The sequence below is a fragment of the Ornithinimicrobium carbonis genome (genome assembly GCF_050703245.1).
Classification (GTDB): Bacteria; Actinomycetota; Actinomycetes; order Actinomycetales; family Dermatophilaceae; genus Ornithinicoccus.
On record NZ_CP192647.1, the window covers coordinates 2,300,385 to 2,325,972 of the forward strand.

General features: G+C 71.2%; 12 protein-coding genes and 5 pseudogenes. 10 read left to right on the forward strand and 7 right to left on the reverse strand.

Annotated elements, in window-relative coordinates; translation table 11 throughout:
* Positions 1-84: 84 nt before the first annotated feature.
* From uvrC to uvrA, 3 genes and pseudogenes are all read right to left on the reverse strand, one after another.
* The gene (uvrC, locus tag ACQ95T_RS11540; RefSeq protein WP_425943565.1) at positions 85-2,070 is read right to left on the reverse strand and encodes an excinuclease ABC subunit UvrC; all 1,986 of its coding nucleotides are present in this window, start codon (positions 2,068-2,070) and stop codon (positions 85-87) included.
* A complete protein-coding gene (locus tag ACQ95T_RS11545) occupies positions 2,063-2,539 on the reverse strand; it encodes a Rieske 2Fe-2S domain-containing protein (RefSeq protein WP_425943567.1) in 477 nt (158 codons plus the stop codon). The genes uvrC and ACQ95T_RS11545 overlap by 8 nt, the downstream gene beginning before the upstream one ends.
* 14 nt (positions 2,540-2,553) lie before the next feature.
* Positions 2,554-5,584, reverse strand: a pseudogene (gene uvrA, locus ACQ95T_RS11550) (excinuclease ABC subunit UvrA).
* A 157-nt stretch (positions 5,585-5,741) separates the two neighbouring features.
* Between uvrA and gltB the strand changes: the two are divergent.
* From gltB to ACQ95T_RS11570, 4 genes and pseudogenes are all read left to right on the forward strand, one after another.
* Positions 5,742-10,333 (forward strand): annotated as a pseudogene (gene gltB / locus ACQ95T_RS11555) (glutamate synthase large subunit).
* Positions 10,326-11,786 (forward strand): glutamate synthase subunit beta, encoded by a 1,461-nt coding sequence (locus tag ACQ95T_RS11560; RefSeq protein ID WP_425943573.1) that lies wholly within the window; start codon positions 10,326-10,328, stop codon positions 11,784-11,786. The pseudogene gltB and the gene ACQ95T_RS11560 overlap by 8 nt, the downstream one beginning before the upstream one ends.
* Positions 11,787-11,868: 82 nt before the next feature.
* Positions 11,869-12,579: an MBL fold metallo-hydrolase gene (locus ACQ95T_RS11565; protein WP_425943575.1), complete on the forward strand. Its 711-nt coding sequence runs from the start codon at positions 11,869-11,871 to the stop codon at positions 12,577-12,579.
* Positions 12,580-12,617: 38 nt separating this feature from the next.
* A complete protein-coding gene (locus ACQ95T_RS11570; RefSeq protein WP_425943577.1) occupies positions 12,618-13,481 on the forward strand; it encodes an EamA family transporter in 864 nt (287 codons plus the stop codon).
* An 18-nt stretch (positions 13,482-13,499) separates the two neighbouring features.
* Here ACQ95T_RS11570 and ACQ95T_RS11575 read toward each other — a convergent pair whose 3' ends face one another.
* The 4 genes and pseudogenes from ACQ95T_RS11575 to rpsA form a co-directional block, all read right to left on the reverse strand.
* Positions 13,500-14,627: a TerC family protein gene (locus tag ACQ95T_RS11575; RefSeq protein WP_425943579.1), complete on the reverse strand. Its 1,128-nt coding sequence runs from the start codon at positions 14,625-14,627 to the stop codon at positions 13,500-13,502.
* Between the two features lie 113 nt (positions 14,628-14,740).
* Positions 14,741-16,840: pseudogene (gene uvrB / locus ACQ95T_RS11580) on the reverse strand (excinuclease ABC subunit UvrB).
* Between the two features lie 126 nt (positions 16,841-16,966).
* Positions 16,967-18,643, reverse strand: coding sequence for a BCCT family transporter (locus ACQ95T_RS11585; protein ID WP_425943583.1), 1,677 nt, complete (start codon positions 18,641-18,643; stop codon positions 16,967-16,969).
* A gap of 139 nt (positions 18,644-18,782) precedes the next feature.
* Positions 18,783-20,275: pseudogene (gene rpsA, locus ACQ95T_RS11590) on the reverse strand (30S ribosomal protein S1).
* A 126-nt stretch (positions 20,276-20,401) separates the two neighbouring features.
* Between rpsA and ACQ95T_RS11595 the strand changes: the two are divergent.
* From ACQ95T_RS11595 to ACQ95T_RS11620, 6 genes and pseudogenes are all read left to right on the forward strand, one after another.
* Positions 20,402-20,974: pseudogene (locus tag ACQ95T_RS11595) on the forward strand (class I SAM-dependent methyltransferase); the annotation flags it as partial.
* 145 nt (positions 20,975-21,119) lie between these two features.
* Positions 21,120-21,344: a hypothetical protein gene (locus ACQ95T_RS11600; protein ID WP_431472948.1), complete on the forward strand. Its 225-nt coding sequence runs from the start codon at positions 21,120-21,122 to the stop codon at positions 21,342-21,344.
* A 129-nt stretch (positions 21,345-21,473) separates the two neighbouring features.
* Entirely contained in the window at positions 21,474-22,799 is a 1,326-nt protein-coding gene (locus ACQ95T_RS11605) for a branched-chain amino acid ABC transporter permease (protein WP_425943589.1), read from the forward strand.
* 18 nt (positions 22,800-22,817) lie between these two features.
* Entirely contained in the window at positions 22,818-23,795 is a 978-nt protein-coding gene (locus tag ACQ95T_RS11610) for a branched-chain amino acid ABC transporter permease (protein ID WP_425943591.1), read from the forward strand.
* Positions 23,785-24,729 (forward strand): ABC transporter ATP-binding protein, encoded by a 945-nt coding sequence (locus ACQ95T_RS11615; RefSeq protein ID WP_425943593.1) that lies wholly within the window; start codon positions 23,785-23,787, stop codon positions 24,727-24,729. Before ACQ95T_RS11610 ends, ACQ95T_RS11615 begins: the two co-directional genes overlap by 11 nt.
* Positions 24,726-25,517: an ABC transporter ATP-binding protein gene (locus tag ACQ95T_RS11620; protein ID WP_425943595.1), complete on the forward strand. Its 792-nt coding sequence runs from the start codon at positions 24,726-24,728 to the stop codon at positions 25,515-25,517. The genes ACQ95T_RS11615 and ACQ95T_RS11620 overlap by 4 nt, the downstream gene beginning before the upstream one ends.
* Positions 25,518-25,588 lie beyond the last annotated feature (71 nt).

The window sequence follows — 25,588 nt, forward strand, 5'->3', positions numbered from 1 at the left end:
TCGGGGCCGGGGGCCGGGGACGGCCCGGTGCGCTGGTCGGGATTCACTGCGCCTCGTCTGTCGTGGTCGTTCGCGTGCGGCAGGTCAGTCCAGCACCTCGCCTGTGCTCAGGTTAACCGCCATCCCCGGCTCGCTGCCGCGCAGGCGTTCCAGCACCGCCCGGGCCACGGCCGGCCCGATGCCGGGGACCTGCAGCAGGTCCTCCTCCTCCGCCCGGCGCAGGGCCTTGACCGACCCGAACCGGGCCAGCAGGGCCTGCTGCCGGGTCCTGCCCAGGCCGGGGATCCCGTCCAGCTGGCTGTTCGTCATGCTGCGGGAGCGACGCTGCCGGTGGAAGGTGTTGGCGAACCGGTGCGCCTCGTCGCGCACCCGCTGCAGCAGGTAGAGCCCCTCGCTGGTGCGGGGCAGCACGATCGGGTGCTCCTCCCCCGGCAGCCACACCTCCTCCAGCCGCTTGGCCAGCCCGATGACCGCCAGGTCGTGCACGCCGACCGCGGCCAGGGCGGCCCGGGCGGCCTCCACCTGGGGGCGGCCCCCGTCGACGACGACGAGGTTGGGCGGGTAGCGGAAGGTGGACCGGCCATCCTGGGCGGCCGGCTCCTCGGGGGTCGGGTCCGGCCCGGGGGTCGGGTCCGGCCCGGGGGTCGGGTCCGTGCCAGGAGTGGGGTCCGTCCCGGCCGGTGCCCGGCCGAGGTGGCGGAACCGCCGGCCCAGCACCTCGTGCATGGCCGCCGTGTCGTCCCCCGTCCCGTCCCGGACGATGAACCGGCGGTACTCCGCCTTGCGGGCCAGACCGTCCTCGAAGACGACCATGGAGCCGACCACGTCGGTGCCCTGGACGTGGCTGATGTCGAAGGACTCGATCCGTAGCGGCGCCTCGGGCAGCTCGAGGGTGTCCTGCAGCTCCTGCAGGGCCTGCGAGCGCAGGGTCAGGTCGCCGGACCGGGCCACCTTGTGCCGGGCCAGGGCCTGGTCGGCGTTGCGCGCCACGGTCTGCATGAGCGTCCGCTTGTCCCCGCGCTGAGGGATCCGCACGCGCACCCGCCCGCCGCGTCGCGCCGAGAGCCAGGCCTCCATGTCCTCGGGGTCGGTGGGCAGCACCGGGACGAGGACCTCGCGCGGGACGGTCTCCCCGTCCTCGGGGCCGTACACCTGCTGGAGCAGGTGCTCGACGATCGAGCCCATGTCCTCCGCGCCCTTCTCGCTGACCCAGCCCCGTTGTCCGCGGATCCGGCCCCCACGCACGTGGAAGACCTGGACCGCCACCTCGAGCTCGTCGTCGGCCAGCCCGAACACGTCGGCGTCGGTGGCGTCGGGCAGGACGACCGCCGAGCGTTCCAGGGCCCGGCGCAGGGCACCGACGTCGTCGCGCAGCCGCGCCGCGGTCTCGAAGTCGAGCTCCTGGGAGGCCGCCCGCATGCGGTCCTCGATGCGCCGCACGAACCGCTCCGCGTCGCCGGCCATGAAGTCGCAGAAGTCCTGGGCGATCTCCCGGTGCTCCTCGGCACTCACCCGGCCCACGCACGGCGCGGAGCACTTGTCGATGTACCCGAGCAGACAGGGCCGGCCGGACTGCTCGGCCCGGCGGAACACCCCGCCCGAGCACGTCCGCACGGGGAAGACGCGCAGCAGGGTGTCCAGCGTCTCCCGGATGGCCCACGCGTGGGTGTAGGGGCCGAAGTAGCGTGTGCCCGGACGCTTGCGCCCTCGCATCACCTGGGCCCGGGGGAACGCCTCCCCCATGGTGACCGCCAGGTAGGGGTAGGACTTGTCGTCCCGGTACTTGACGTTGAACCGGGGGTCGAACTCCTTGATCCAGGAGTACTCCAGCTGGAGCGCCTCCACCTCGTTGCGGACCACGGTCCACTCCACGCTCGCCCCGGTCGTGACCATCTGCCGGGTGCGGGGGTGCAGGGCGCGCAGGTCCTGGAAGTAGGAGGACAGGCGGGAGCGCAGGGAGCGGGCCTTGCCCACGTAGATGACGCGGCCGTGCGCGTCGCGGAAGCGGTAGACCCCCGGCTCGGTGGGGATCTCCCCCGGTCGCGGACGGTAGGTCGCGGGATCAGCCACGGACCAGCAGGTCCTCCCCGTCGACCTCGACGCTCAGCACCCGCAGACCGGTGGGCGCCGGGCCGGCCAGCACGTCGCCGGTGGCGGGGTCGAACCGGCTGTTGTGGCACGGGCAGACCAGCTGGTCGTCGCGACGGTCCGAGGTGGCGCACCCCTCGTGCGGGCAGACGGCGTCGAAGGCGACGTAGCTGCCCTCCTCCACGTGGCTCACGACCACCTTGGGGTCGGCGTAGTACGTCGAGCCGCCGACCGGGGTGTCGGCCGCCGGGACCCGCACGGTGCCGTCGGGATCGGTGGCCGACACCCCGGTCGAAGCCTGCCCGTCGTCGCCGCAGCCGGCCAGCAGCGGCGTGGCGCCGAGCAGCAGGGCGGAGGCGCCCCCCGCCCGCAGCACGCTGCGCCGGGCCGGGGCGCCGCAGGACGGGGGGGTGGTGCCGGCGGTGCGGGACGTGCCGGGCGTAGAGGTCATCGGGTCGCTCCTCCTCAGGCCGTCGAGCGGCGGGCGGTGGTCAGCAGGTCGTTGAGGAACCGGCCGGTATGGCTGCCCGGATGGCCGGCCACGGCCTCCGGGGTGCCCTCCACGACGACCGTACCGCCGCCGTTGCCGCCCTCCGGACCCATGTCGACGATCCAGTCGGCGCTCTTGATGACGTCGAGGTTGTGCTCGATGACCAGCACGGTGTTGCCCTTGTCGACCAGGCCCTGGAGCACCCCCAGCAGGCGACGGATGTCCTCGAAGTGCAGCCCGGTCGTGGGCTCGTCGAGCACGTAGATCGTGCGGCCGGTCGAGCGCTTCTGCAGCTCCGCGGCCAGCTTGACCCGCTGGGCCTCACCCCCGGACAGGGTGGTGGCCGGCTGCCCGAGGCGGACGTAGCCGAGCCCGACCTGGGTCAGGGTCGTCAGGTGCCGGCTGATGGCCGGCACCGCCGCGAAGAAGTCGGAGGCCTCCTCGATCGGCATCTCCAGCACGTCGGCGATGGTCCGTCCCTTGAAGTGCACCTCGAGGGTCTCGCGGTTGTAGCGCCGGCCCGTGGCACACCTCGCAGGGCACGTAGACGTCGGGCAGGAAGTTCATCTCGATCTTCAGGGTGCCGTCGCCGGAACAGGCCTCGCACCGCCCACCCTTGACGTTGAAGGAGAACCGCCCGGGCAGGTAGCCCCGCACCTTTGCCTCGGCCGTCTCGGCGAAGAGCCGCCGGACGTGGTCGAAGACCCCCGTGTAGGTCGCCGGGTTGGACCTCGGCGTGCGTCCGATCGGCCCCTGGTCGACGTGGACCACCTTGTCGAGCTGGTCCAGCCCCTCGACCCGCCGGTGGCGGCCCGGGACGTGCCGGGCGCCGTTGAGCTGGTTGGCCATGACGTGGTAGAGGATGTCGTTGACCAGGGTGGACTTGCCCGACCCCGACACCCCGGTGATCGCCACCAGGTTGCCCAGCGGGAAGCTCACGTCCACGTCCTGCAGGTTGTGCTCACGGGCGCCACGCACCGTCACCACCCGACCGTCCTGCGGCCGTCGCTGGGACGGGACCGGGATGGCGCGCCGGCCGGAGAGGTACTGCCCCGTCAGCGAGGTCGGGTGCTCGCGCAGCCCGGTCACCGTGCCGCTGTGCACGACCTCGCCACCGTGCTCGCCCGCGCCCGGGCCGATGTCCACGACCCAGTCGGCCTGGCCGATGGTGTCCTCGTCGTGTTCGACGACGATGAGCGTGTTGCCCAGGTCTCGCAGCCGGGTGAGGGTCTCGATGAGCCGGTGGTTGTCGCGCTGGTGCAGGCCGATGCTCGGCTCGTCCAGGACGTAGAGCACCCCGACCAGACCCGATCCGATCTGGGTGGCCAGGCGGATGCGCTGGGCCTCCCCTCCCGACAGGGTGCCCGCGGGACGGTCGAGCGAGAGGTAGTCCAGCCCCACGTCCAGGAGGAACCCCAGGCGCGCGGCGATCTCCCGGTTGACCTGGGCCGCGATCGACTGCTCGCGCGGGGTGTACTCGACCTGGGCGAGGAAGTCTGCGCACTCCTCGATCGGCATCCGGGAGACCTCGGCGATGCTGCGCCCGCCGATGAGCACCGCGAGGATCTCCGGCTTGAGCCGGGCCCCCTTGCAGGCCGGGCAGGGCACCTGGCGCATGTAGGCCTCGTAGCGCTCCCGGCTGCTGTCGGACTCGGTCTCCGCGTGCTTGCGCTTGACGTAGGGAACGACCCCCTCGAACCCCGTCGAGTAGCTGCGCTCGCGGCCGAAGCGGTTGCGGTAGCGCACGTGCACCTTGTGCTTGTGACCGTGCAGGATCGCGTCGCGCGCGCGGCCGGGCAACTGCCGCCAGGGCACGTCGATGCGGAACTTCAGGTCCTCCGCCAGGCCGCCGAGCACCCGGGCGTAGTAGTCGTTGACGCCCGCGGTCGTGGACCACGGGATGATCGCGCCGTCGGCGATCGAGGTCTCCTCCCCCCGGATCACCAGCTCGGGGTCCACCTCGAGCTCGGAGCCGATCCCGGTGCACTCGGCGCAGGCCCCGAAGGGGCTGTTGAAGCTGAAGCTGCGCGGCTCCAGCTCGTCGAGGCTCAACGGGTGGTCGTTGGGGCAGGCCATCCGCTCTGAGTAGCGCCGCTCCCGCGGCAGTGCCTGCCCGTGCGCGTCGACGGGTGCCGGCCGGCCCGCCCGCTGCTCCTCCCCCGGCGCGGGGACGTCCACCATCTCGGCCAGCAGGATCCCGTCGGCCAGCCGAAGGGCGGTCTCCACGGAGTCGGTGAGGCGGCGGGCGAACGAGGCGGTCGGGGCGCCGTCCGGCTCGTGCTTGGCCACCAGCCGGTCGACGACCACCTCGATCGTGTGCTTGCGCTGCTTCTCCAGGGTCGGCGGCGCGGTCAGCTGCACGACCTCGCCGTCGACCCGGGCGCGGGCGAAGCCCGACCCCTGCAGCTCGGCGAACAGGTCGACGAACTCCCCCTTGCGCCCGCGCACCACGGGGGCCAGCAGCTGGAAGCGGGTCCCGTCGGGCAGCTCGGCGAGCCGGTCGACGATCTGCTGGGTGGTCTGCCGCTCGACCGGCTCCCCGCACACGGGGCAGTGGGGACGCCCGACGCGGGCGTAGAGCAGGCGGAGGTAGTCGTGCACCTCCGTGATGGTCCCGACCGTCGACCGCGGGTTGCGGTTGGTCGACTTCTGGTCGATCGACACCGCCGGCGACAGCCCCTCGATGAAGTCGACGTCGGGCTTGTCCATCTGGCCCAGGAACATGCGCGCGTAGGCCGACAGCGACTCCACGTAGCGCCGCTGCCCCTCGGCGAAGATGGTGTCGAACGCCAGGCTGGACTTGCCCGACCCGGAGAGCCCCGTGAAGACGACGAGCGCGTCGCGCGGGATCTCGAGCGAGACGTCCTTGAGGTTGTGCTCCCGTGCTCCCTGGACCTGGATCCGGTCGTGGCGGGCGCGCGTGAACGTGGCGGCGGCCCCGCCGGAGGGCCCGTCCGGCGGGGCGGTGCTGGACGGAACGGTTCGGGATGGTACGGAGGACGGCACGACACCACTGTAGGTCGCCGGACCGACACACCCCCATCCCAGAGGGTAGTCATGCAGCCTTGTGTATATGTATGCTTCCCCCACTCCTCGCGCGGGCCGGCGTCGCCCCGGGCGTTCCACCCAGCGCCGCCCGGCGCCCCGACGAGAGGGCTGATCCATGACCGAGCCCGTCCCCGTCCTGCGTCCCGCGCAGGGACCGCATCCCCAGGGCCTGTACGACCCCGCCTTCGAGCACGACGCCTGCGGCGTGGCGTTCGTGGCCGCCCTCGACGACGAGGCCCGCCACGACGTCGTGGCGCAGGGGCTGACCGCCCTGCACAACCTGGACCACCGCGGCGCGGTGGGCGCCGAGCCCGACACCGGGGACGGCGCCGGGATCCTCGTCCAGGTGCCCGACGCCTTCCTGCGGGCGGTCCTGGACGTCGAGCTCCCACCGCGCGGGGAGTATGCCGCCGGCATCCTCTTCCTGCCCGCGGACGGCAGCGACGGCCAGGTGCAGGAACAGGTGGAACACCTGGTCGAGGACGCGGGCCTGCAGGTGCTGGCCTGGCGCGACGTGCCGGTCGTCCCGGAGATCGTCGGCCCCACCGCACGATCGGTGATGCCGGTGATGCGCCAGCTCGTCGTGGCCACGCCCCCCGACGCCACGGGGGCCCGGGAGTCCGGTCTGCCCCTCGAGCGCCGGGCCTGGCTGCTGCGCAAGCGGGTCGAGCGGGACACCGCGGCATACCCGGTGTCCCTGTCCTCGCGGACGATGACCTACAAGGGGATGCTGACGACCGACCAGCTGCCCCGCTACTTCCCGGACCTGACCGACGAGCGGTTCGCCAGCGCTCTCGCCGTCGTGCACTCCCGCTTCTCCACCAACACCTTCCCCTCGTGGCCGCTGGCCCACCCCTACCGGGTGGTGGCGCACAACGGCGAGATCAACACCGTCAAGGGCAACCGGAACTGGATGAACGCGCGCCAGTCCGCCCTGGCCAGCGACCTCTTCCCGGGCGACCTGGCCGACGCGCTGCCGGTGTGCACCCCCGGCGCCAGCGACTCCGCGACCTTCGACGAGGTGCTCGAGCTGCTGCACCTGGGCGGGCGCTCGTTGCCGCACGCGGTGCTGATGATGGTTCCGGAGGCGTGGGAGAACGACGCCACCATGGACCCCGACGTCCGGGCGTTCTACGAGTACCACTCGATGCTCATGGAGCCGTGGGACGGCCCGGCGAACCTCGTCTTCACCGACGGCACGCTGGTGGGCGCGGTCCTGGACCGCAACGGGCTGCGGCCCTCTCGCTGGTGGGTCACCGACGACGGGTTGGTCGTGCTCGGCTCCGAGACGGGGCTGCTCCCGGTGCCGCCGGAGCGGGTCCTGGCCGCGGGCGGGTCGCCCCGGGGCGGATGTTCCTCGTCGACCTGGCCCAGGGACGCGTGCTCGACGACCGTGAGGTCAAGAAGGAGCTGGCGGCGCGCCAGCCCTACCGGCGGTGGCTGGAGGAGAACCTGGTCCGGCTCGACGAGCTGCCCGAGCAGATCCACGTGCGGCACACGGGGGCCTCGGTCACCCGTCGTCAGCAGATCTTCGGGTACACCGAGGAGGAGCTGCGCATCCTGCTGGCGCCGATGGCCCAGTCGGGCGGCGAGCCGCTCGGCGCGATGGGGACCGACACCCCGGTGGCCGTGCTCTCGGAGCGGCCGCGCCTGCTCTTCGACTACTTCGTCGAGGCCTTCGCCCAGGTGACGAACCCGCCGCTGGACGCCATCCGCGAGGAGATCGTCACCTCCCTGGCGAGCTCGACCGGACCCGAGCCGAACCTGCTGGACGAGACTCCGGAGCACGCCCGGCAGGTCGTCCTCGACTTCCCGGTCATCGACAACGACCAGCTGGCCAAGCTGCGCCGCATCGACCTGGAGGACCACCCCGAGCTGGGGGCCGTCGTCGTCCGGGGCCTGTACCGCGTCGACGGTGGCGCCGCGGCCCTGGAGGAGCGGCTGGAGGAGATCTGCCGCGAGGTGGACGAGGCGGTGGCGGCCGGCGCCTTCTTCGTCGTGCTCTCGGACCGGCACAGCGACCGTGAGCACGCCCCCATCCCCTCGCTGCTGCTCACCAGCGCCGTGCACCACCACCTGGTGCGCCAGAACACCCGGACCCGGGTCGGCCTGGTCGTGGAGGCCGGGGACGTGCGCGAGGTGCACCACGTGGCCCTGCTCGTGGCCTACGGGGCCGCCGCGGTCAACCCCTACCTGGCGATGGAGTCCGTCGAGCAGCTGTGCGCCGCCGGCGAGCAGCTGGACGGGCTCGATCCCGAGGTCGCCATCCGCCACCTCATCAAGGCGCTCGGCAAGGGCGTGCTGAAGGTCATGTCCAAGATGGGGATCTCCACCATCGCCTCCTACCGCGGGGCCCAGACCTTCGAGGCGGTCGGGCTGTCCCGCGAGCTGGTCGGCCGCTGGTTCACCGGCACCACCAGCCAGATCGACGGCGTCGGTCTCGACGTGCTCGCCGAGGAGGTCCACCGGCGGCACGCCACGGCATACCCCCTGTCGGGGATCAGCCCGCACCGGGCCCTGGAGGTCGGCGGGGAGTACCAGTGGCGCCGGGAGGGCCCGCCCCACCTGTTCAACCCCGAGTCGGTCTTCCGGCTGCAGCACGCCACGCGGGAGCGTCGCTACGACATCTTCCGCCGGTACACGGACCTGGTCGACGACCAGTCCGAGCAGCTGATGACCCTGCGCGGCCTGTTCGCCCTCGCCCCCGACCGGGAGCCCGTCCCGCTCGAGGAGGTCGAGCCGGTCAGCTCGATCGTGCGCCGGTTCGCGACCGGGGCGATGAGCTACGGCTCCATCTCCCAGGAGGCCCACGAGACCCTGGCGATCGCCATGAACCGGCTCGGCGGCAAGTCGAACACCGGCGAGGGCGGGGAGGACGTCGACCGTCTGCTGGACCCGGAACGGCGCTCGGCGATCAAGCAGGTCGCCTCGGGCCGCTTCGGCGTCACCTCGGCCTACCTGGTCCACGCCGACGACATCCAGATCAAGATGGCCCAGGGCGCCAAGCCGGGCGAGGGCGGTCAGCTGCCGCCGGGCAAGGTCTACCCGTGGGTGGCCCGCACCCGGCACTCGACGCCGGGCGTGGGCCTCATCTCCCCGCCGCCGCACCACGACATCTACTCCATCGAGGACCTCAAGCAGCTGATCCACGACCTGAAGAACGCCAACCCCCGGGCCAGGATCCACGTCAAGCTGGTCAGCCAGGTGGGGGTCGGGACGGTCGCCGCCGGGGTGGCCAAGGCCAAGTCCGACGTGGTGCTCATCTCCGGCCACGACGGCGGCACCGGCGCCAGCCCGCTGACCTCGCTCAAGCACGCGGGGACCCCGTGGGAGCTCGGCCTGGCCGAGACGCAGCAGACGCTGCTGCTCAACGGTCTGCGCGACCGGATCGTCGTGCAGTGCGACGGGCAGCTCAAGACCGGCCGGGACGTGCTGGTGGCCGCGCTGCTGGGCGCGGAGGAGTTCGGCTTCGCCACCGCGCCGCTCGTGGTCTCCGGCTGCGTGATGATGCGGGTCTGCCACCTGGACACCTGCCCGGTCGGGATCGCGACCCAGAACCCCGAGCTGCGGGCCCGCTACACCGGCCGGGCCGAGCACGTGGTGACCTTCTTCGAGTTCGTCGCCGAGCAGGTGCGCGAGCTGCTCGCCTCCCTGGGCTACCGCAGCCTGGAGGAGGTGGTCGGCCGCAGCGACCTGCTGGACACCTCGGCGGCGGTGGACCACTGGAAGGCCTCCGGGCTGGACCTGGAGCCCGTCCTGCACAGCGTGGAGCTTCCTGAGGGTGCTGCCCGCCGGTGCACCACCACCCAGGACCACGGGCTGGACGTGGCGCTGGACAACCTCTTCGTCGAGGCCGCCGCCCCCGCGCTGGCCGACGGCACCCCCGTGCGGGCGTCCTTCCCGGTGACCAACGTCAACCGCACCGTGGGCACCCTGCTGGGGTACCACGTCACGCGGACCGCCGGCCCGGACGGGCTGCCGGACGGGACGATCGAGCTGAGCCTCACCGGCTCGGCCGGCCAGTCCCTCGGGGCCTTCCTCCCACGGGGGATCACCCTGCGGCTGGAGGGCGACGCCAACGACTTCGTCGGCAAGGGCCTCTCGGGCGGGCGCATCGTCGTCCGACCGCACGAGGCGGCACCGGCGCCGGCCGACGTCGTCCCGGGCACCGCGGGCCAGGTCGTGGCCGGCAACGTGCTCTGCTACGGCGCCACGTCGGGCCAGGTGAACGTGCGCGGCGTGGTGGGTGAGCGGTTCTGCGTGCGCAACTCCGGTGCGACGGCGGTCGTCGAGGGCGTGGGCGACCACGCGCTGGAGTACATGACCGGCGGGCGCGCGCTCGTGCTCGGACCCACCGGACGCAACGTGGGCGCGGGGATGTCCGGCGGCACGGCATACCTGCTCGACCTGGACCGGAAGCGGATGAACCCGCTCGCCACGGCGCAGGGAGACCTGCACCTGACGCCCCTGACCGACACCGAGCACCTCGACGAGGTGCGCGCCCTCGTCGAGGAGCACCTCGAGCTCACCGGCAGCCCCGTCGCGGCGGCGCTGCTCGCCGACGACGGGTGGCCCTCCCGGATCACCGTCGTCACCCCCCGTCAGTACGCCAGCGTGCTGAGCATCCGTCGCGAGGTCGAGGCCCGCGGCGACGATCCCGACGGCCCGCACGCCTGGCAGCTCATCCTGGAGGACTCGCATGGCTGACCCGCACGGCTTCCTGACCCACCGGGAGCGCGAGGCCCGTCCCAGCCGGCCGGTCCCGGTCCGCATCCAGGACTGGAAGGAGGTGCACGGCCAGCAGGAGACCGGGATCCTGCAGCGGCAGGCCTCCCGCTGCATGGACTGCGGCATTCCCTTCTGCCACTCCGGCTGCCCGCTGGGCAACCTCATCCCCGAGTGGAACGACCACACCCGGCGGGGCAACTTCGCCGACGCCATCGAGCGGCTGCACGCCACGAACAACTTCCCGGAGTTCACCGGGCGGCTGTGCCCGGCCCCCTGCGAGACCGCCTGCGTGCTCGGGATCAACCAGCCCCCGGTGACGATCAAGCAGATCGAGGTCTCGATCATCGACCGGGCCTTCTCCAACGGGCGGGTGCGGCCGCAGGAGCCGGAGTGGCTCAGCGGACGCACGGTCGCCGTCGTCGGGTCCGGGCCGGCCGGCCTGGCCGCGGCGCAGCAGCTGGGCCGGGCAGGCCACACGGTGGTGGTCTACGAGCGGGACGACGCGGTCGGTGGTCTGCTGCGCTACGGGATCCCGGAGTTCAAGATGGAGAAGGCGGTGCTCGATCGGCGGCTGGTCCAGCTGCGCGGGGAGGGTGTCCGCTTCGTCACCGGGGTCGCCGTCGGGGGGACGGGCCCCGACGACATGAGCCTGGAGACGCTGCGCGAGCGCTTCGACGCGGTGGTGCTGGCCACCGGCTCGACCGTGGCCCGCCGGCTCGACGTGCCCGGCGCCGACCTCGACGGGGTCCACGTGGCCATGGAGTACCTCGTCCCGGCCAACCGGGAGGCTCTCGGGGAGGACCGGGGCATCGACGCCGCCGGCAAGGACGTGGTCATCATCGGCGGCGGGGACACCGGCGCCGACTGCCTGGGGACCGCCCACCGGCACGGTGCCCGGTCGGTGACCCAGCTGGAGATCCTGCCGAGCCCTCCCCAGGAACGGCCCGCGCACCAGCCCTGGCCGACCTACCCGATGGTCTTCAAGGTCAGCGAGGCCCACGAGGAGGGTGGTGAGCGGGCCTTCGGCGTCTCCACCGTCGAGGTGCTCGACGACGGGAACGGCGGCGTGCGGGGCCTGCGGCTCGTCGACGTGGCGATGGTGGACGGCCGTCCCCGGCCGGTCGAGGGCACCGAACGCGACCTGCCGGCCCAGCTGGTGCTGCTGGCGATGGGCTTCGTCGGTCCCGACGAGAGCGCCGCACCGGCGGACGTGCTCACCCGGACCGCGCAGAACACCTACGCGCGTGACGAGCGCTTCGCGACCACCCTGCCGGGGGTCTTCGCCGCGGGCGACTGCGGACGCGGCCAGTCGCTCATCGTCTGGGCGATCGCCGAGGGGCGGGCGGCCGCCGCGGCGGTCGACCGCTACCTCACCGGCGCGACGGAGCTGCCCGCGCCGATCAGGCCCACCGACCGTCCGTTGACCGTCTGAGGCGCCTGGCCACCCGGGCGGGCGGACCGTAGACTCCGGCCGGGCCGCGGACGGCGCTGCCCGTCGTCGACGAGGAGGAGAGATGAGCACGTCCACCGAGGCGCGCGGTCACGTCGAGCCGGGCGGGCCCAGCTGGGTCCTGGACCTGGGCGCTGCGACCGTCCGCAAGTGCAGCGTGTCCGAGATGGACAACAACGTCTACCTGGTGACGTGCACCGCCACCGGTGAGCGGCTGCTCGTCGACGCGGCCGACGACCTCGACCGGGTCCGCGCTCTCCTGGCGGAGGACCCGGGGGCGGACCGGGTGACGGAGGGCGGGCCGGGCACCGAGGTGCCGCTCGGCCAGGTGCTGACGACGCACCGGCACTGGGACCACCACCGTGCGCTCCCCGCCCTGGTCCGGCTGACCGGGGCCACGACCCTGGCCGGTCAGGACGACGCCGACGAGCTGCCGGTCGCGGTGGACGTCCGGCTCGGTCACGGCGACACCGTGCGGGTCGGGGACCTGACGCTCACGGTCGTCGCGCTGCGCGGACACACCCCGGGCTCGGTCGCCCTGGCGCTGTCCGTGGAGGGCAGCCCCGCGGTGCTGCTCACCGGGGACAGCCTGTTCCCCGGAGGCCCCGGGAAGACCTGGTCCCCCGACGACTTCGAGATCCTCCTGGAGGACCTGCAGGTCCGGGTGTTCGACGTGTACGCCGACGACACCCTGGTCCTGCCCGGCCACGGCGACAACACGGTCCTGGGGGTGGAACGGCCGCACCTGCCGGAGTGGCGGGACCGGGGGTGGTGACAGCAGCCCGGACCGGTCGTCGGCCCACGGTGCATCCGGTGGGTCTGGTGCTGCTCGCGGTGGTCTCCGTCCAGTTCGGCGGCGCCCTGGCCGCGACCCTGCTCCCGCTGGTCGGCGTGCTGGGCTCGGTGGCCCTGCGCCTGGTGCTGGCGGCGGTGATCCTGCTCGTCCTGGTCCGCCCCCGGCTGCGGGGGCGCAGCCGGTCCGACTGGACCGTCGTCGGCCTGTTCGCCCTGGCCCTGACCGCGATGAACCTGACCTTCTACGGTTCGTTGGCCCGCCTGCCGATCGGGGTGGCGGTGACCATCGAGTTCCTGGGTCCGCTGGCGCTGGCCGCCGTCCTGTCCCGCCGGCCGCGCGACCTCGCCGCAGTCGGGGCGGCCCTGGCCGGGGTGGTGCTCATCTCCGAGGCGGTCACGACACCGTGGGCGCAGCTCGACCTGGTCGGGATCGGGCTGGCCGCGACGGCCGGGGCATGCTGGGCCGCCTACATCGTGCTGAGCAGGCGGACCGGCTCCCGGTTCGCCGGGCTGGACGGGATCGCGCTGGCGATGGCGATCGGGGCGGTGCTGACCCTTCCCCTGGGACTGGCCACCGCGGGGGCCGAGCTGTGGTCGGGCGAGGCCCTCCTGCGGGGGCTGGGGATCGCCCTGCTCTCCTCGGCGATCCCCTACAGCCTGGAGCTCATGGCCCTGCGGCACCTGCGCTCGGGGACCTTCGGCGTGCTGCTGAGCCTGGAGCCGGCCGCGGCCGCCCTGGCCGGGCTGCTCATCCTGGGTCAGCTGCTGTCGCCGACCCAGCTCGTGGGCATGACGCTCGTGGTTCTCGCCAGCGTCCTCGTGCTCGGCCGTCCGGGCGGGGGCGTCCCCCGGAAGGACCCGGCGGCCGTCACCGGGAGCTGAGGCGCTCGTCCGCCGGACTCAGTCGTCGGCATCCTTGCGCTCCGGGGCGGGACCCGGGAGGTCCGGGGTGTCGGACCGGCGCCGCTCGTGCTGCTCCCCGAAGAGGGAGACCTCCTCCAGGTCCAGCTCCCCCTCGTCCCCCTCGGCGACGGCACCCTCCTGGCGGTCCTTGCGGGTCTTGATCAGCGAGGCGACCGCGGTGACGCCCAGGATGCCCACGATCATGGTGAGCGAAAGCCAGATGGGGATCTCCGGGATGCTGTGGATCGGCTCGCCGCCGTTGATGAAGAACAGCGAGTTCTCGTGCAGGGCGTGCAGGACGAGCTTGACGCCGATGAACGCCAGCAGCACGGCCAGCCCCAGCCCGAGGTAGACCAGCCGCTTGAGCAGGTCGCCCAGCAGGAAGTAGAGCTGACGCAGTCCCATGAGTGCGAAGACGTTGGCCATGAGGACCAGGTACGGCTCCTGGGTCAGCCCGAAGATCGCCGGGATGGAGTCCAGGGCGAAGAGCAGGTCGGTGGTGCCCAGGGCGATGATGACGATCGCCATCGGGGTCAGGACACGCTTGCCGCCCTCCAGGACACGCAGCTTGGTTCCGCCGTCCCAGGACTGGGTGACCGGGAAGCGGCGCTCGATCGCCTTCAGGAGCGCGTTCTCCTCGTACTCCTCGTCGGCGTGCCCCTGATGACCGATGTTCTCCCTGGCGAGCTTGACCGCCGTGTAGATGAGGAAGGCGCCGAAGATGTAGAAGACCCAGGACCAGCGCTCGATCGCCGCGGCCCCGACGAGGATGAAGATCGCCCGCATCACCAGCGCCATGACGATCCCCACCATCAGGGCGAACTGCTGGTACTTCCTCGGCACCCCGAACTTGGCCATGATGATGAGGAAGATGAACAGGTTGTCGACCGACAGGGAGTACTCGGTCAGCCAGCCGGCGAAGAACTCGCCCGCGAGCTGCCCGCCCTGCAGGAGGAGGAGCCCCAGCCCGAACAGGACGGCCATGCTCACGTAGATCGTCAGCGCGACCGACACCTCCCTCCGGGAGGGCTCGTGCGGACGCCTACCGAGGACCAGCAGGTCGAAGGCGAAGATCACGGCGATGATGACGAGGGTGACGATCCACACCCACGTGGGGACGGTCATGCAGCTACCTTCCGGTCGGGCGGCGGACCGGAGGACTCTCCCGCACCGGGTCCCCTGCTGGGCACACCGATACCGACTTCCCGCCGATGGACCCGGTCATTCTGTCACAGGCCTCAGTGCGCGTCGCGCATCTGACGCAGCTCCTTCTTCAGGTCCCCGATCTCGTCCCGCAGTCTGGCGGCCAGCTCGAAGTGCAGGTCCGTGGCCGCCTGGTGCATCTGCTCGCTCAGCTCGTGGATGAGCTGGGCCAGCTCGACCGCGGGCAGGGCCTCGGTGGACCGACGCTCGATGACGGCGCTGCCCACGGCCGCGGCCGCACCCCGCCCGCGACCGGTCCCCCGCGACTGACGTCGACCGCTGCCCATCAGCGTCTCGGTGTCCGCGTCCTCCCGCTCGAGCATGTCGGTGATGTCCGCGATGCGCTTGCGCAGGGGCTGCGGGTCCACGCCGTGGGCGGTGTTGTAGGCCATGCTTGTCCCGCCGGCGGTTCGTCTCGTCGATGGCCTCGGCCATCGACGGGGTCACGCTGTCGGCGTACATGTGCACCTCGCCGGAGACGTTACGGGCTGCGCGACCGATCGTCTGGATCAGCGACCTGGCCGAGCGCAGGAAGCCCTCCTTGTCCGCGTCGAGGATGCTGACCAGCGACACCTCGGGAAGGTCCAGGCCCTCCCGCAGCAGGTTTATCCCCACGAGGACGTCGTACTCCCCCATCCGCAGCTCGCGCAGCAGCTCCACCCGTCTCAGGGTGTCGACCTCGGAGTGCAGGTAGCGCACCCGCACCCCCTTGTCGAGCAGGTAGTCGGTGAGGTCCTCGGCCATCTTCTTGGTCAGGGTGGTCACCAGGACGCGCTCGTCGCGGGCCGTGCGTTCGCCGATCTCGTGCAGGAGGTCGTCGATCTGACCCTTGGTCGGCTTGAGCACCACCTGGGGGTCGACCAGTCCGGTCGGGCGGATGATCTGCTCCACGACTCCGTCGGCCTTGGCCATCTCGTAGTTCCCCGGCGTCGCCGAGAGGTAGACGGTCTGCCCGATCCGCTCGAGGAACTCCTCCCACTTCAGCGGACGGTTGTCCATCGCGCTCGGCAGGCGGAACCCGTGGTCGACCAGGGTCCGCTTGCGCGACATGTCCCCCTCGTACATCGCGCCGATCTGCGGGACCGTCACGTGGGACTCGTCGATGACGAGCAGGAAGTCCTCCGGGAAGTAGTCCAGGAGGCAGTTCGGCGCCGAGCCGGGTCCGCGGCCGTCGATGTGGCGTGAATAGTTCTCGATGCCCGAGCAGCTCCCGACCTGACGCATCATCTCGATGTCGTAGGTGGTGCGCATCCGCAGGCGCTGGGCCTCCAGCAGCTTGCCCTCGCGCTCGAAGCGGGCCAGCTGGTCCGCGAGCTCAGCCTCGATCGAGGCGATCGCACGCTCCATCCGCTCGGGCCCGGCCACGTAGTGGGAGGCGGGAAAGACGTACATCTCCTCCTCCTCCCGCACGACCTCCCCGGTCAGCGGGTGGAGGGTGTACAGCCGGTCGATCTCGTCCCCGAAGAACTCGATCCGCAGCGCGAGCTCCTCGTACTGCGGGATGATCTCCACGGTGTCGCCCCGCACCCGGAAGGTGCCTCGGGTGAACGCGGCGTCGTTGCGGGTGTACTGCATGGTGACGAACCGCCGCAGTAGGTCGTCCCGGACGACCGTGTCCCCGACCCGCAGCCGCTCCATCCGGTCGACGTACTCCTGGGGGGTGCCCAGGCCGTAGATGCAGGAGACGGACGCCACCACGACCACGTCGCGGCGGGTCAGCAGCGAGTTGGTCGCCGAGTGCCGCAGGCGTTCGACCTCGTCGTTGACCGAGGAGTCCTTCTCGATGTAGGTGTCCGTCTGCGGGACGTAGGCCTCGGGCTGGTAGTAGTCGTAGTAGGAGACGAAGTACTCCACCGCGTTGTGGGGAAGGAGCTCCCTGAACTCGTTCGCAGCTGGGCCGCGAGCGTCTTGTTGGGGGCCATGACCAGGGTCGGACGCTGCACCTGCTCGACGAGCCAGGCGGTCGTGGCCGACTTGCCGGTGCCCGTGGCGCCCAGCAGCACCAGGTCCTGCTCGCCCAGGCCGATCCGCCGGGTCAGCTCCGCGATCGCCGCCGGCTGGTCCCCGGCAGGGCTGAAGTCGGACTCGACGCGGAACGGGGCGACCGTGCGCTGCAGGTCGGTGGTGGGGCGCATAGCAAGGAGGCTAACGCCCGCGTCCGACAGTCCTGTTCCCGTCCAGACCCCCGGGCCCGTCCTGGCCCCGCCCCCGGCCGGCCCGTCCAGGGCCGGCCAGGGGGCGGTGGCGCGTCCCGGCCCCGGTCAGGGGCGGGCGGGGTCGTCGCCCGTCGGGCCCGCCTCCTGGAGCTCCTGCGTCTCCAGCGCGAGCTCGCGGGCGAGGATCCGTCGTTCGACCTGGTTGCGCCACCTGTCCTCGGCGCTGAACGCGATCACGAGGGAGATCATGATGCCGATCATCACGAGCGTGAACGGGGCGGCGGTGATGATGGCCATGGTCTGCAACGACTGCAGGCCTCCGCCCTCGACCCCGGCGGCGGCCCCGGCGACGATGAGGACCGCCGCGATGGCGCCCTCGAGCACGGCCCACATCACCCGGCTCCACACGGGCGGGTCAGGGTTTCCGCCGTTGGAGATCATGTCCACGACGTAGGATCCGGAGTCGGAGCTGGTGACGAAGAAGATGACGATCATGATGATCGCCAGGCCCGAGAGGAAGGGACCTCCGGGCAGACCGTCGAGCATCTGGAACAGGGCCTCGTTCGTCGCCACGCTGCCGTCGTCCGCCACGAGGCCGCCGTCGCCGAAGATCTCCCGGTGCAGGGCGGTGCCGCCCATGACGGTGAACCAACCCATGGTGAGCAGCGTCGGCACCAGCAGGACACCGGTGATGAACTCCCGCACCGTGCGGCCCTTGGAGATCCGTGCGATGAAGATCCCCACGAAGGGCGACCAGCTGATCCACCAGCCCCAGTAGTAGGTGGTCCAGCCCCCCAGCCAGGCGGGACCCTCCTCCTGGTAGGCCATCGTGGAGAAGCTCATCGAGAAGAAGTTCTGCAGGTAGAACCCGACCGCCTGCACCATGTCCCGCAGCAGGAAGAGGGTGGGCCCGGCGACGAGCACGAAGAGCAGCAGGAGCCCCGCGAGGGCGAGGTTGATGTTGCTCAGCCACTTGATGCCCTTGCCGATGCCGGTCATCACCGAACCGGTCGCGATGAGGGTGATGCCCGCGATGAGGGCGACCTGGCCCCAGGCGCCCACGCCGTCGGTCAGGCCGACGAAGTCCAGCCCCGCGGCCACCTGGCTCACCCCGAACCCCAGCGAGGTCGCGACCCCGAACAGGGTGCCGACGACGGCGACGACGTCGATGACGTCCCCCAGCCAGCCCTCCACCCGGCTCCCCAGGAGCGGCCTCAGGGCCCAGCGGATGGAGACGGGCAGCTTCTTGCGGTGCACGGCATAGGCGACGCCGAGCCCGACGATGATGTAGATGGCCCACGCGTGCAGCCCCCAGTGCAGGAAGGTCCGCCCCATCGCGGCGTTGGCCAGGCCCGCCGGCGTGTCCGCGGCGGAGCCGGGCGGAGGTCCGGCGAAGTGGAACAGCGGCTCGGCCACGCCCCAGAACATCAGGCCGATGCCCATCCCGGCGCTGAACAGCATCGCGAACCACGAGACGTAGCCGAACTCGGGCTCCTCGTCGTCCTGGCCCAGCCGGATCTCACCGAAGCGGCTGACCGCGAGCCAGATGGTGAAGACGACGAAGATGAAGGTCAGCAGGACGTAGTACCAGCCGATCGTGTTGACCACGACCTCGTTGATCTTGGCCAGGCCCTCGTTCATGGGCGCGGGAAAGATCGCCGCCGCCAGCACGAAGGCGGTGATCAGGACGGCGGCCGGCCAGAAGACGCGGGGGGCCAGCCCTGGGGTGATCGCCGGCGCGGGTGCTCCCGGGGGCCCGTCGGGCTTGGTCGTCACGCTCATGCGCTGTTCTCCTCGGAGGGTAGGGGCTGACGCGGTAGAGGGTAGAGGGTAGAGGGGTGACGCAGAAGAGCCCGACCCGGCGCGGGTCGGGCTCTCCCGGACCGGGGCCGGCTGGTGGGCCGGACCCCGGTCGGGTGGATCAGTTGCCGGTGAGCTTCTCGCGCAGCGCGGCGAGGGCCTCGTCGGAGGCCAACGTGCCGGTCGCCTCCTCGGCGGCCGACGGGGTCGAGCTGTAGGACGAGGACGAGGACGAGGACGAGCTGCTGCTCGACTGCGTGACCTCGACCGTGTCGTCGGTCGCGGACTCGGCCGCGGCCTCGACCTGCGCCTTGTGGGCCTCCCAGCGGGCGTGGGCGTCGGCGTACTCCTTCTCCCACTTCTCGCGCTGGGTCTCGAAGCCCTCGAGCCACTCGTTGGTCTCGGGGTCGAAGCCCTCGGGGTACTTGTAGTTTCCCCCCTGCTCGTCGTACTCCGCGGCCATGCCGTAGAGGGTCGGGTCGAAGTCGGCCGTGAGGGCGTCGTTCGCCTGCTTCAGCGACAGCGAGATGCGACGGCGCTCCAGGTCGATGTCGATGACCTTGACGAACACCTCGGCACCGACGGTGACGATCTGCTCGGGCAGCTCCACGTGGCGCTCGGCCAGCTCGGAGATGTGCACGAGACCCTCGATGCCGTCCTCGACACGCACGAAGGCGCCGAACGGCACCAGCTTGGTGACCTTGCCGGGCACGACCTGACCGATCGCGTGGGTGCGCGCGAAGGTCTGCCACGGGTCCTCGAGGGTGGCCTTCAGGGACAGGGAGACGCGCTCACGGTCCATGTCGACGTCCAGCACCTCGACGGTGACCTCGTCACCGACCTCGACGACCTCGCCCGGGTGGTCGATGTGCTTCCAGGACAGCTCGGAGACGTGCACCAGCCCGTCCACGCCGCCGCCGAGGTCGACGAACGCACCGAAGTTGACGATGCTGCTGACGACGCCGGAGCGGACCTGACCCTTCTGCAGCTCCTTGAGGAAGGTGGTCCGCACCTCGGACTGGGTCTGCTCGAGCCACGCACGGCGGGACAGCACCACGTTGTTGCGGTTCTTGTCCAGCTCGATGATCTTGGCCTCGATCTGCTTGCCGACGTAGGGCTGCAGGTCGCGGACGCGGCGCATCTCGACGAGGGAGGCCGGCAGGAAGCCGCGCAGGCCGATGTCGAGGATGAGGCCGCCCTTGACGACCTCGATGACGGTGCCGGTGACGACGCCGTCCTCCTCCTTGACCTTCTCGATCGAGCCCCAGGCGCGCTCGTACTGCGCACGCTTCTTAGACAGGATCAGGCGGCCCTCCTTGTCCTCCTTCTGGAGGACCAGGGCCTCGACCTCGTCGCCGACCGAGACGACCTCGGACGGGTCGACGTCGTGCTTGATGGCCAGCTCGCGCGAGGGGATGACGCCCTCGGTCTTGTAGCCGAGCCGATGTCGAGCAGGACCTCGTCGCGGTCGACCTTGACGATGACTCCTTCGACGATGTCACCGTCGTTGAAGTTCTTGATCGTCGCGTCGATCGCTGCGAGCAGCTCCTCCTCAGACCCGATGTCGTTGACAGCGATCTGGGAGATGGCCTTCTCGGCCGTGGTAGCAGTCATGTAGTAGGGGCTCCGATTGTGGACATGGAAAGGATGGACGGGCGGTCGTGCGTCACCGGCTCCGCACCTCCCGGGACCACCCCGGAGGGAGGACCGACGGCGGCCTGGAGAAGACCGCCGGAGAGCATGCACGAGCGCACGCGACGCGCCCGCCCACCTTATCGTCGGTCCGGGCGCAGGTCAAAGCGCTCGGCCGGGTGCCGCCGCGCCCTCGCGCACCGCTGGCACACTGGGGCGGTGGACAGCGAGCCTACGCCCGGCCGGGTCGCCCGTCGCCCGGTGACTCACCCCGAGGCCGTGCGGGCCAGCAGGAGCTGGTGGGACTCGGAGGCCGAGAGCTACCACGCCGAGCACGGCTCCTTTCTCGGGGACCACGACCTGACCTGGGGCCCGGAGGGCTGGACGGAGACGGACCTCGGGCTCCTCGGCGACCTGGACGGGGCACGCGTCCTGGAGGTCGGTTCCGGGGCCGGGCAGGGCGCGCGCTGGTGCGCGGGTCAGGGCGCGGCTGTGGTGGCCTCGGACCTGTCCGGATCCATGCTGGGCGTCGGCGCCCGGCTCCAGCGAGGTATGCCGTCCGGCCGGCGGCCCGCGCTGGTCCAGTGCGACGGCACGCGCCTGCCGTTCGCGGACGCGACCTTCGACGTGGTCCTCACCGCCCACGGCGTGCTGGCCTTCGTGCCGGACGCAGCCGCCGCGCTCTCGGAGTGGGCGCGTGTGCTGCGCCCCGGGGGGCGGTGCGTCTTCTCCCTCCCCCACCCCGTGCGGTGGGCCTTCCCGGACGTCCCCGGCCCGGAGGGGCTGCGGGTCGCGCACTCCTACTTACTTCGACCGCCGCCCCTACGTGGAGGAGTCCGCCGACGGAAGCGTCACCTACAGCGAGCACCACCGCACCCTCGGCGACCTGGTCCGGGCCGTGGCCGGCGCCGGTCTCGTCCTCACCGACCTGGTCGAGCCCGAATGGCCCACCGGCGCGGAGCACGTCTGGGGCGGCTGGAGCGCGACCCGCGGCACGATGATCCCGGGTACGGCCGTCCTCGTGTGCCACCGGCCCCCCGCACCCGGGTAGGTCACGATCCGGACACGCCCTCGACCCGCCCCTGTCGGGGGCCTCACCCGTCCCCTATGCTCTGCCCACGTGACGCACCCGAGCCGGGTGCGTCACGTCGTCCCGTGACCCTTCCAGGTTGGAGGAGCAGTGCCGCCCACCACCTCATCCCCGGAGCGCCCGCGCGCCCGCAGGCCCTGGCACCTGCTGGGAGTGCTGCTCGCAGTGCTGCTCGTCGCCCTCTCGCCCGCCGCCGCGCTGGCACAGGGGGGGGCGGACCCCTCGCAGGTGGGGATCGACGAGTACGACGACGTCGTGACGGTCAACATCCGTTACGACAACGAACCGGTGGAGGGCGCCCGCATCGTCATCAGCGGCGGTGGGTTCGAGGCGGAGGCCACCACGAGCGATCGCGGGCAGGCCCGGTTCGGGGTGCCGACGACCGACCCGTACGAGGTGCTGGTCGACGAGGAGTCGTTGCCGGAGGGGGTGACCGTCACCGGCGACAACCCGCTCACGGTCAGCTACGGCTCGCAGTTCTTCCAGCCGGCCAACTTCTTCCTCGGCGAGGGGGAACGGGAGACCACCAGCTTCCTCGACCAGTTCGTCGAGCGTCTCATCAACGGGTTGAACTTCGGCCTCATGCTGGCCCTGGCCTCGATCGGCCTGTCCCTCATCTTCGGCACGACGGGACTGACCAACTTCGCGCACGCGGAGATGGTCACGCTGGGCGCGATCGTGGCGCTGATCTTCGGGGTCGACCTCGGCTGGCCGATCTGGCTGGCCATCCTGCTCGCCGTGGTGCTGAGCGGGGCCTTCGGCTGGCTGATCGACGCCGGGATCTGGCGGCCGCTGCGCCGCCGGGGCATCGGGCTGGTGCAGATGATGATCCTCACCATCGGCTTCTCGCTGGCCCTGCGCTACGTCTTCCAGTTCTTCATCGGCGGCGGCACCAGCCAGCTGCCGGGGGCCGGGGGCACCAAGCACCAGATCCTGGGTCCGATCAGGCTGTCCACCATCGACATGGTGAGCATGGGCCTGAGCCTGGTCGTGCTCCTCGGGGTGGCCTACTGGCTGCTGCGCACCCGGACCGGCAAGGCCACCCGCGCCGTCGCCGACAACCGCCCGCTGGCCGCAGCCAGCGGCATCGACGTCGAGGGCGTGACGCGGATCGTGTGGGTCGCCGGGGCCGCGCTCGCCGGCCTCTCCGGCGTGCTGTGGGCCTACTTCCGACCGGGCATCAAGTGGGACATGGGGATGCAGATCCTGCTGCTGATCTTCGCGGCCGTGGTGCTCGGCGGTCTGGGCACCGCCTTCGGCGCCCTGCTCGGCGCCCTGATCATCGGAATCCTCGTCGAGGTCTCCACCCTGTGGATCCCGTCGGACATCAAGTACGTCGGGGCCCTCGGCGTCCTCATCATCATCCTGCTCGTGCGACCCCAGGGACTTCTGGGTCGAACAGCACGCATCGGATAGCGGCAAGGGAGAACTGCGATGGACTGGGGCCAGATCCTCAACAACACGTTGAGCTTCATGCTCTCCACGGAGACGATCGGGTTCATGCTCGCCGCGCTCGGGCTGGCGATCCACTTCGGCTACGCGGGGCTGCTGAACTTCGGGATGGCCGGCTTCATGGCGATCGGGGCGTACGGCTACGCCATCTCCATCCTCAGCTTCGGCTTCCCGTGGTGGCTGGCGATGGGGGTCAGCATCGCCGGCGCCGTCGTCTTCGCCGTGCTCCTGGGGATCCCCACGCTGCGGCTCCGGGCGGACTACCTGGCGATCGTGACGATCGCGGCGGCCGAGATCGTCCGGCTGCTCTTCCAGACCCAGCTGTTCGACCGGTGGACCAACTCGGCGGACGGCCTGGGCGGCTACCACGCGAGCTTCCGGGCCGCCAACCCGTTCCCGGCAGGCTCCTTCGCGCTGGGCCCCTGGTCCTACACGTCCGACCAGTGGTGGGCCCGGATCTTCGGGCTCGTGCTGGTGGCGCTGGCCGTCCTGCTGGTCTGGCTCATCATGCGCAGCCCCTGGGGCCGGGTGCTCAAGGGCATCCGCGAGGACGAGGACGCGGTGCGCTCCCTGGGCAAGAACGTCTTCGCCTACAAGATGCAGGCCCTGATCCTCGGCGGCGTGCTCGGCTCCCTCGGTGGTGTCGTGATCGCCCTGCCCTCCGCCGTCATCCCGCAGTACTACCTGCCCAGCCTGACCTTCTTCGTGTGGACGGCGCTGCTCCTGGGTGGTGCGGCCACCATCTTCGGACCGGTTCTCGGGGCGGTCCTCTACTGGGCGCTGATGGCCTTCCTGTCCGGAGTCCTGCCCGCCCTGGCCAGCGAGGGCTGGCTGCCGATGACCGAGACCCAGGCCGGCTACCTGCGCTACGTCCTCGTCGGAGTCGCCCTCATGCTGCTCGTCGCGTTCCGACCGCAGGGGATCCTGGGGAACAAGAAGGAGATGACCTTTGTCAAGTGACCAGCCCGGTCCTGAGCACGAGCACCTCGTGGCCACCGAGGACGTCGCCCCCACGGTCCGGGCGGAGAAGTCCGTCGACCTGGCGACCGGCCCGGCCCGGCCCGGCGTGCCGAAGAAGGACCCCATCCTCGTGGCCGACCACATCACGCGGTCCTTCGGCGGTGTGCACGCGGTGGACGTCGACCACGTGGAGATCCCGCGGCACGCCATCACCGCTCTCATCGGCCCCAACGGGGCCGGGAAGACGACCCTGTTCAACCTGTTGAGCGGGTTCGACCGGCCCGACACCGGCGAGTGGTCGTTCAACGGACGGTCCCTGTCGGGCATCCCTGCCTGGAAGGCCGCGCGGCGCGGACAGGTCCGCACCTTCCAGCTGACCAAGGTCCTCAACCGGCTCACCGTGCTGGACAGCATGAAGCTCGGGGCCAGCAAGCAGAAGGGCGAGAGCCTGCTGTTCTCCGTCCTGCCCTTCACCTGGCGCGCCCAGGAGAGGAAGAACGAGGAGCGGGCCCTGGTCCTGCTCGAGAAGTTCAGGCTGCTGGACAAGAAGGACGACTACGCGGCGGCGCTGTCGGGGGGGCAGCGCAAGCTGCTCGAGATGGCCCGGGCGCTGATGACCGACCCGGAGTTCGTGCTGCTGGACGAGCCGATGGCCGGTGTCAACCCGGCGCTGGTGCAGTCCCTGTTGGACCACGTGGTCAACCTCAAGCGCGAGGGGATGACGGTGCTCTTCGTCGAGCACGACATGCACATGGTCCGGCACATCGCCGACTGGGTGGTCGTCATGGCCGAGGGCCGGATCGTGGCCGAGGGGCCGCCGCACGAGGTCATGAAGGACGAGGCCGTGGTGGACGCCTACCTGGGCAGCCACCTCGACCAGGACATCGGTGTCATCACCGGCCGGTACGACGAGGAGGGCAACCGCATCCTATGAGCGAGCACACCGAGCACCCCTCCCCCACCGGGGCCGCTGCCACGGCGACCGAGGAACGAGACCTCGTCGTCGAGGTCCGGGACGTGACGGCCGGCTACCTGCCGGGGGTGGACATCCTCATGGACACCAACCTGCAGGCCTACGACGGTGAGCTCATCGGCATCATCGGTCCCAACGGGGCCGGGAAGTCCACCCTGCTCAAGGCGATCTTCGGCCTGGTCAACGTGCGCAGCGGCACGATCAGCCTGCGCGGCGAGGAGATCACCAACCTCAAGGCCAACAAGCTCGTGGCCAAGGGGGTGGGCCTGGTCCCCCAGACCGAGAACGTCTTCCCGACCCTCACCATCCAGGAGAACCTGGAGATGGGGGCCTACCAGCGGCCCTCGGTCGTGAAGGAGAACCTGGCGTTCGTGCTGGACATCTTCCCGGCGCTCAAGGACCGCCTCAACCAGGTGGCCGGTTCGTTGAGCGGCGGCGAGCGGCAGATGGTGGCGATGTCCCGGGCGCTGATGATGCGGCCCGACGTGCTGCTGCTGGACGAGCCGTCGGCGGGTCTGTCCCCGGTGCGGCAGGACGACGCCTTCATCCGCGTCTCCTCCATCAACGAGGCCGGCGTGACGACCATCATGGTCGAGCAGAACGCCCGCCGGTGCCTGCAGATCTGCGACCGCGCCTACGTCCTCGACCAGGGCAAGGACGCGCACACCGGGACCGGCCGTGAACTGCTCAACGACGAACGGGTCATCGGGCTGTACCTGGGCACCCTGGGTCAGGACGACGCCTCCTGAAGCACCCTGAACCTGAAGCACCCTGAATCTGAAGCACCACCCCCCAGCCGCACACGCCAGAAGGGCCCCCG

What these genes read in the sequence shown, in the direction of transcription:
- ACQ95T_RS11545 (WP_425943567.1), bottom strand. Translation starts at nt 2,539, where the DNA reads ATGACCTCTACGCCCGGCACGTCCCGCACCGCCGGCACCACCCCCCCG.
- ACQ95T_RS11560 (WP_425943573.1), top strand. Translation starts at nt 10,326, where the DNA reads ATGGCTGACCCGCACGGCTTCCTGACCCACCGGGAGCGCGAGGCCCGT.
- ACQ95T_RS11565 (WP_425943575.1), top strand. Translation starts at nt 11,869, where the DNA reads ATGAGCACGTCCACCGAGGCGCGCGGTCACGTCGAGCCGGGCGGGCCC.
- ACQ95T_RS11575 (WP_425943579.1), bottom strand. Translation starts at nt 14,627, where the DNA reads ATGACCGTCCCCACGTGGGTGTGGATCGTCACCCTCGTCATCATCGCC.
- ACQ95T_RS11585 (WP_425943583.1), bottom strand. Translation starts at nt 18,643, where the DNA reads ATGAGCGTGACGACCAAGCCCGACGGGCCCCCGGGAGCACCCGCGCCG.
- ACQ95T_RS11610 (WP_425943591.1), top strand. Translation starts at nt 22,818, where the DNA reads ATGGACTGGGGCCAGATCCTCAACAACACGTTGAGCTTCATGCTCTCC.
- ACQ95T_RS11620 (WP_425943595.1), top strand. Translation starts at nt 24,726, where the DNA reads ATGAGCGAGCACACCGAGCACCCCTCCCCCACCGGGGCCGCTGCCACG.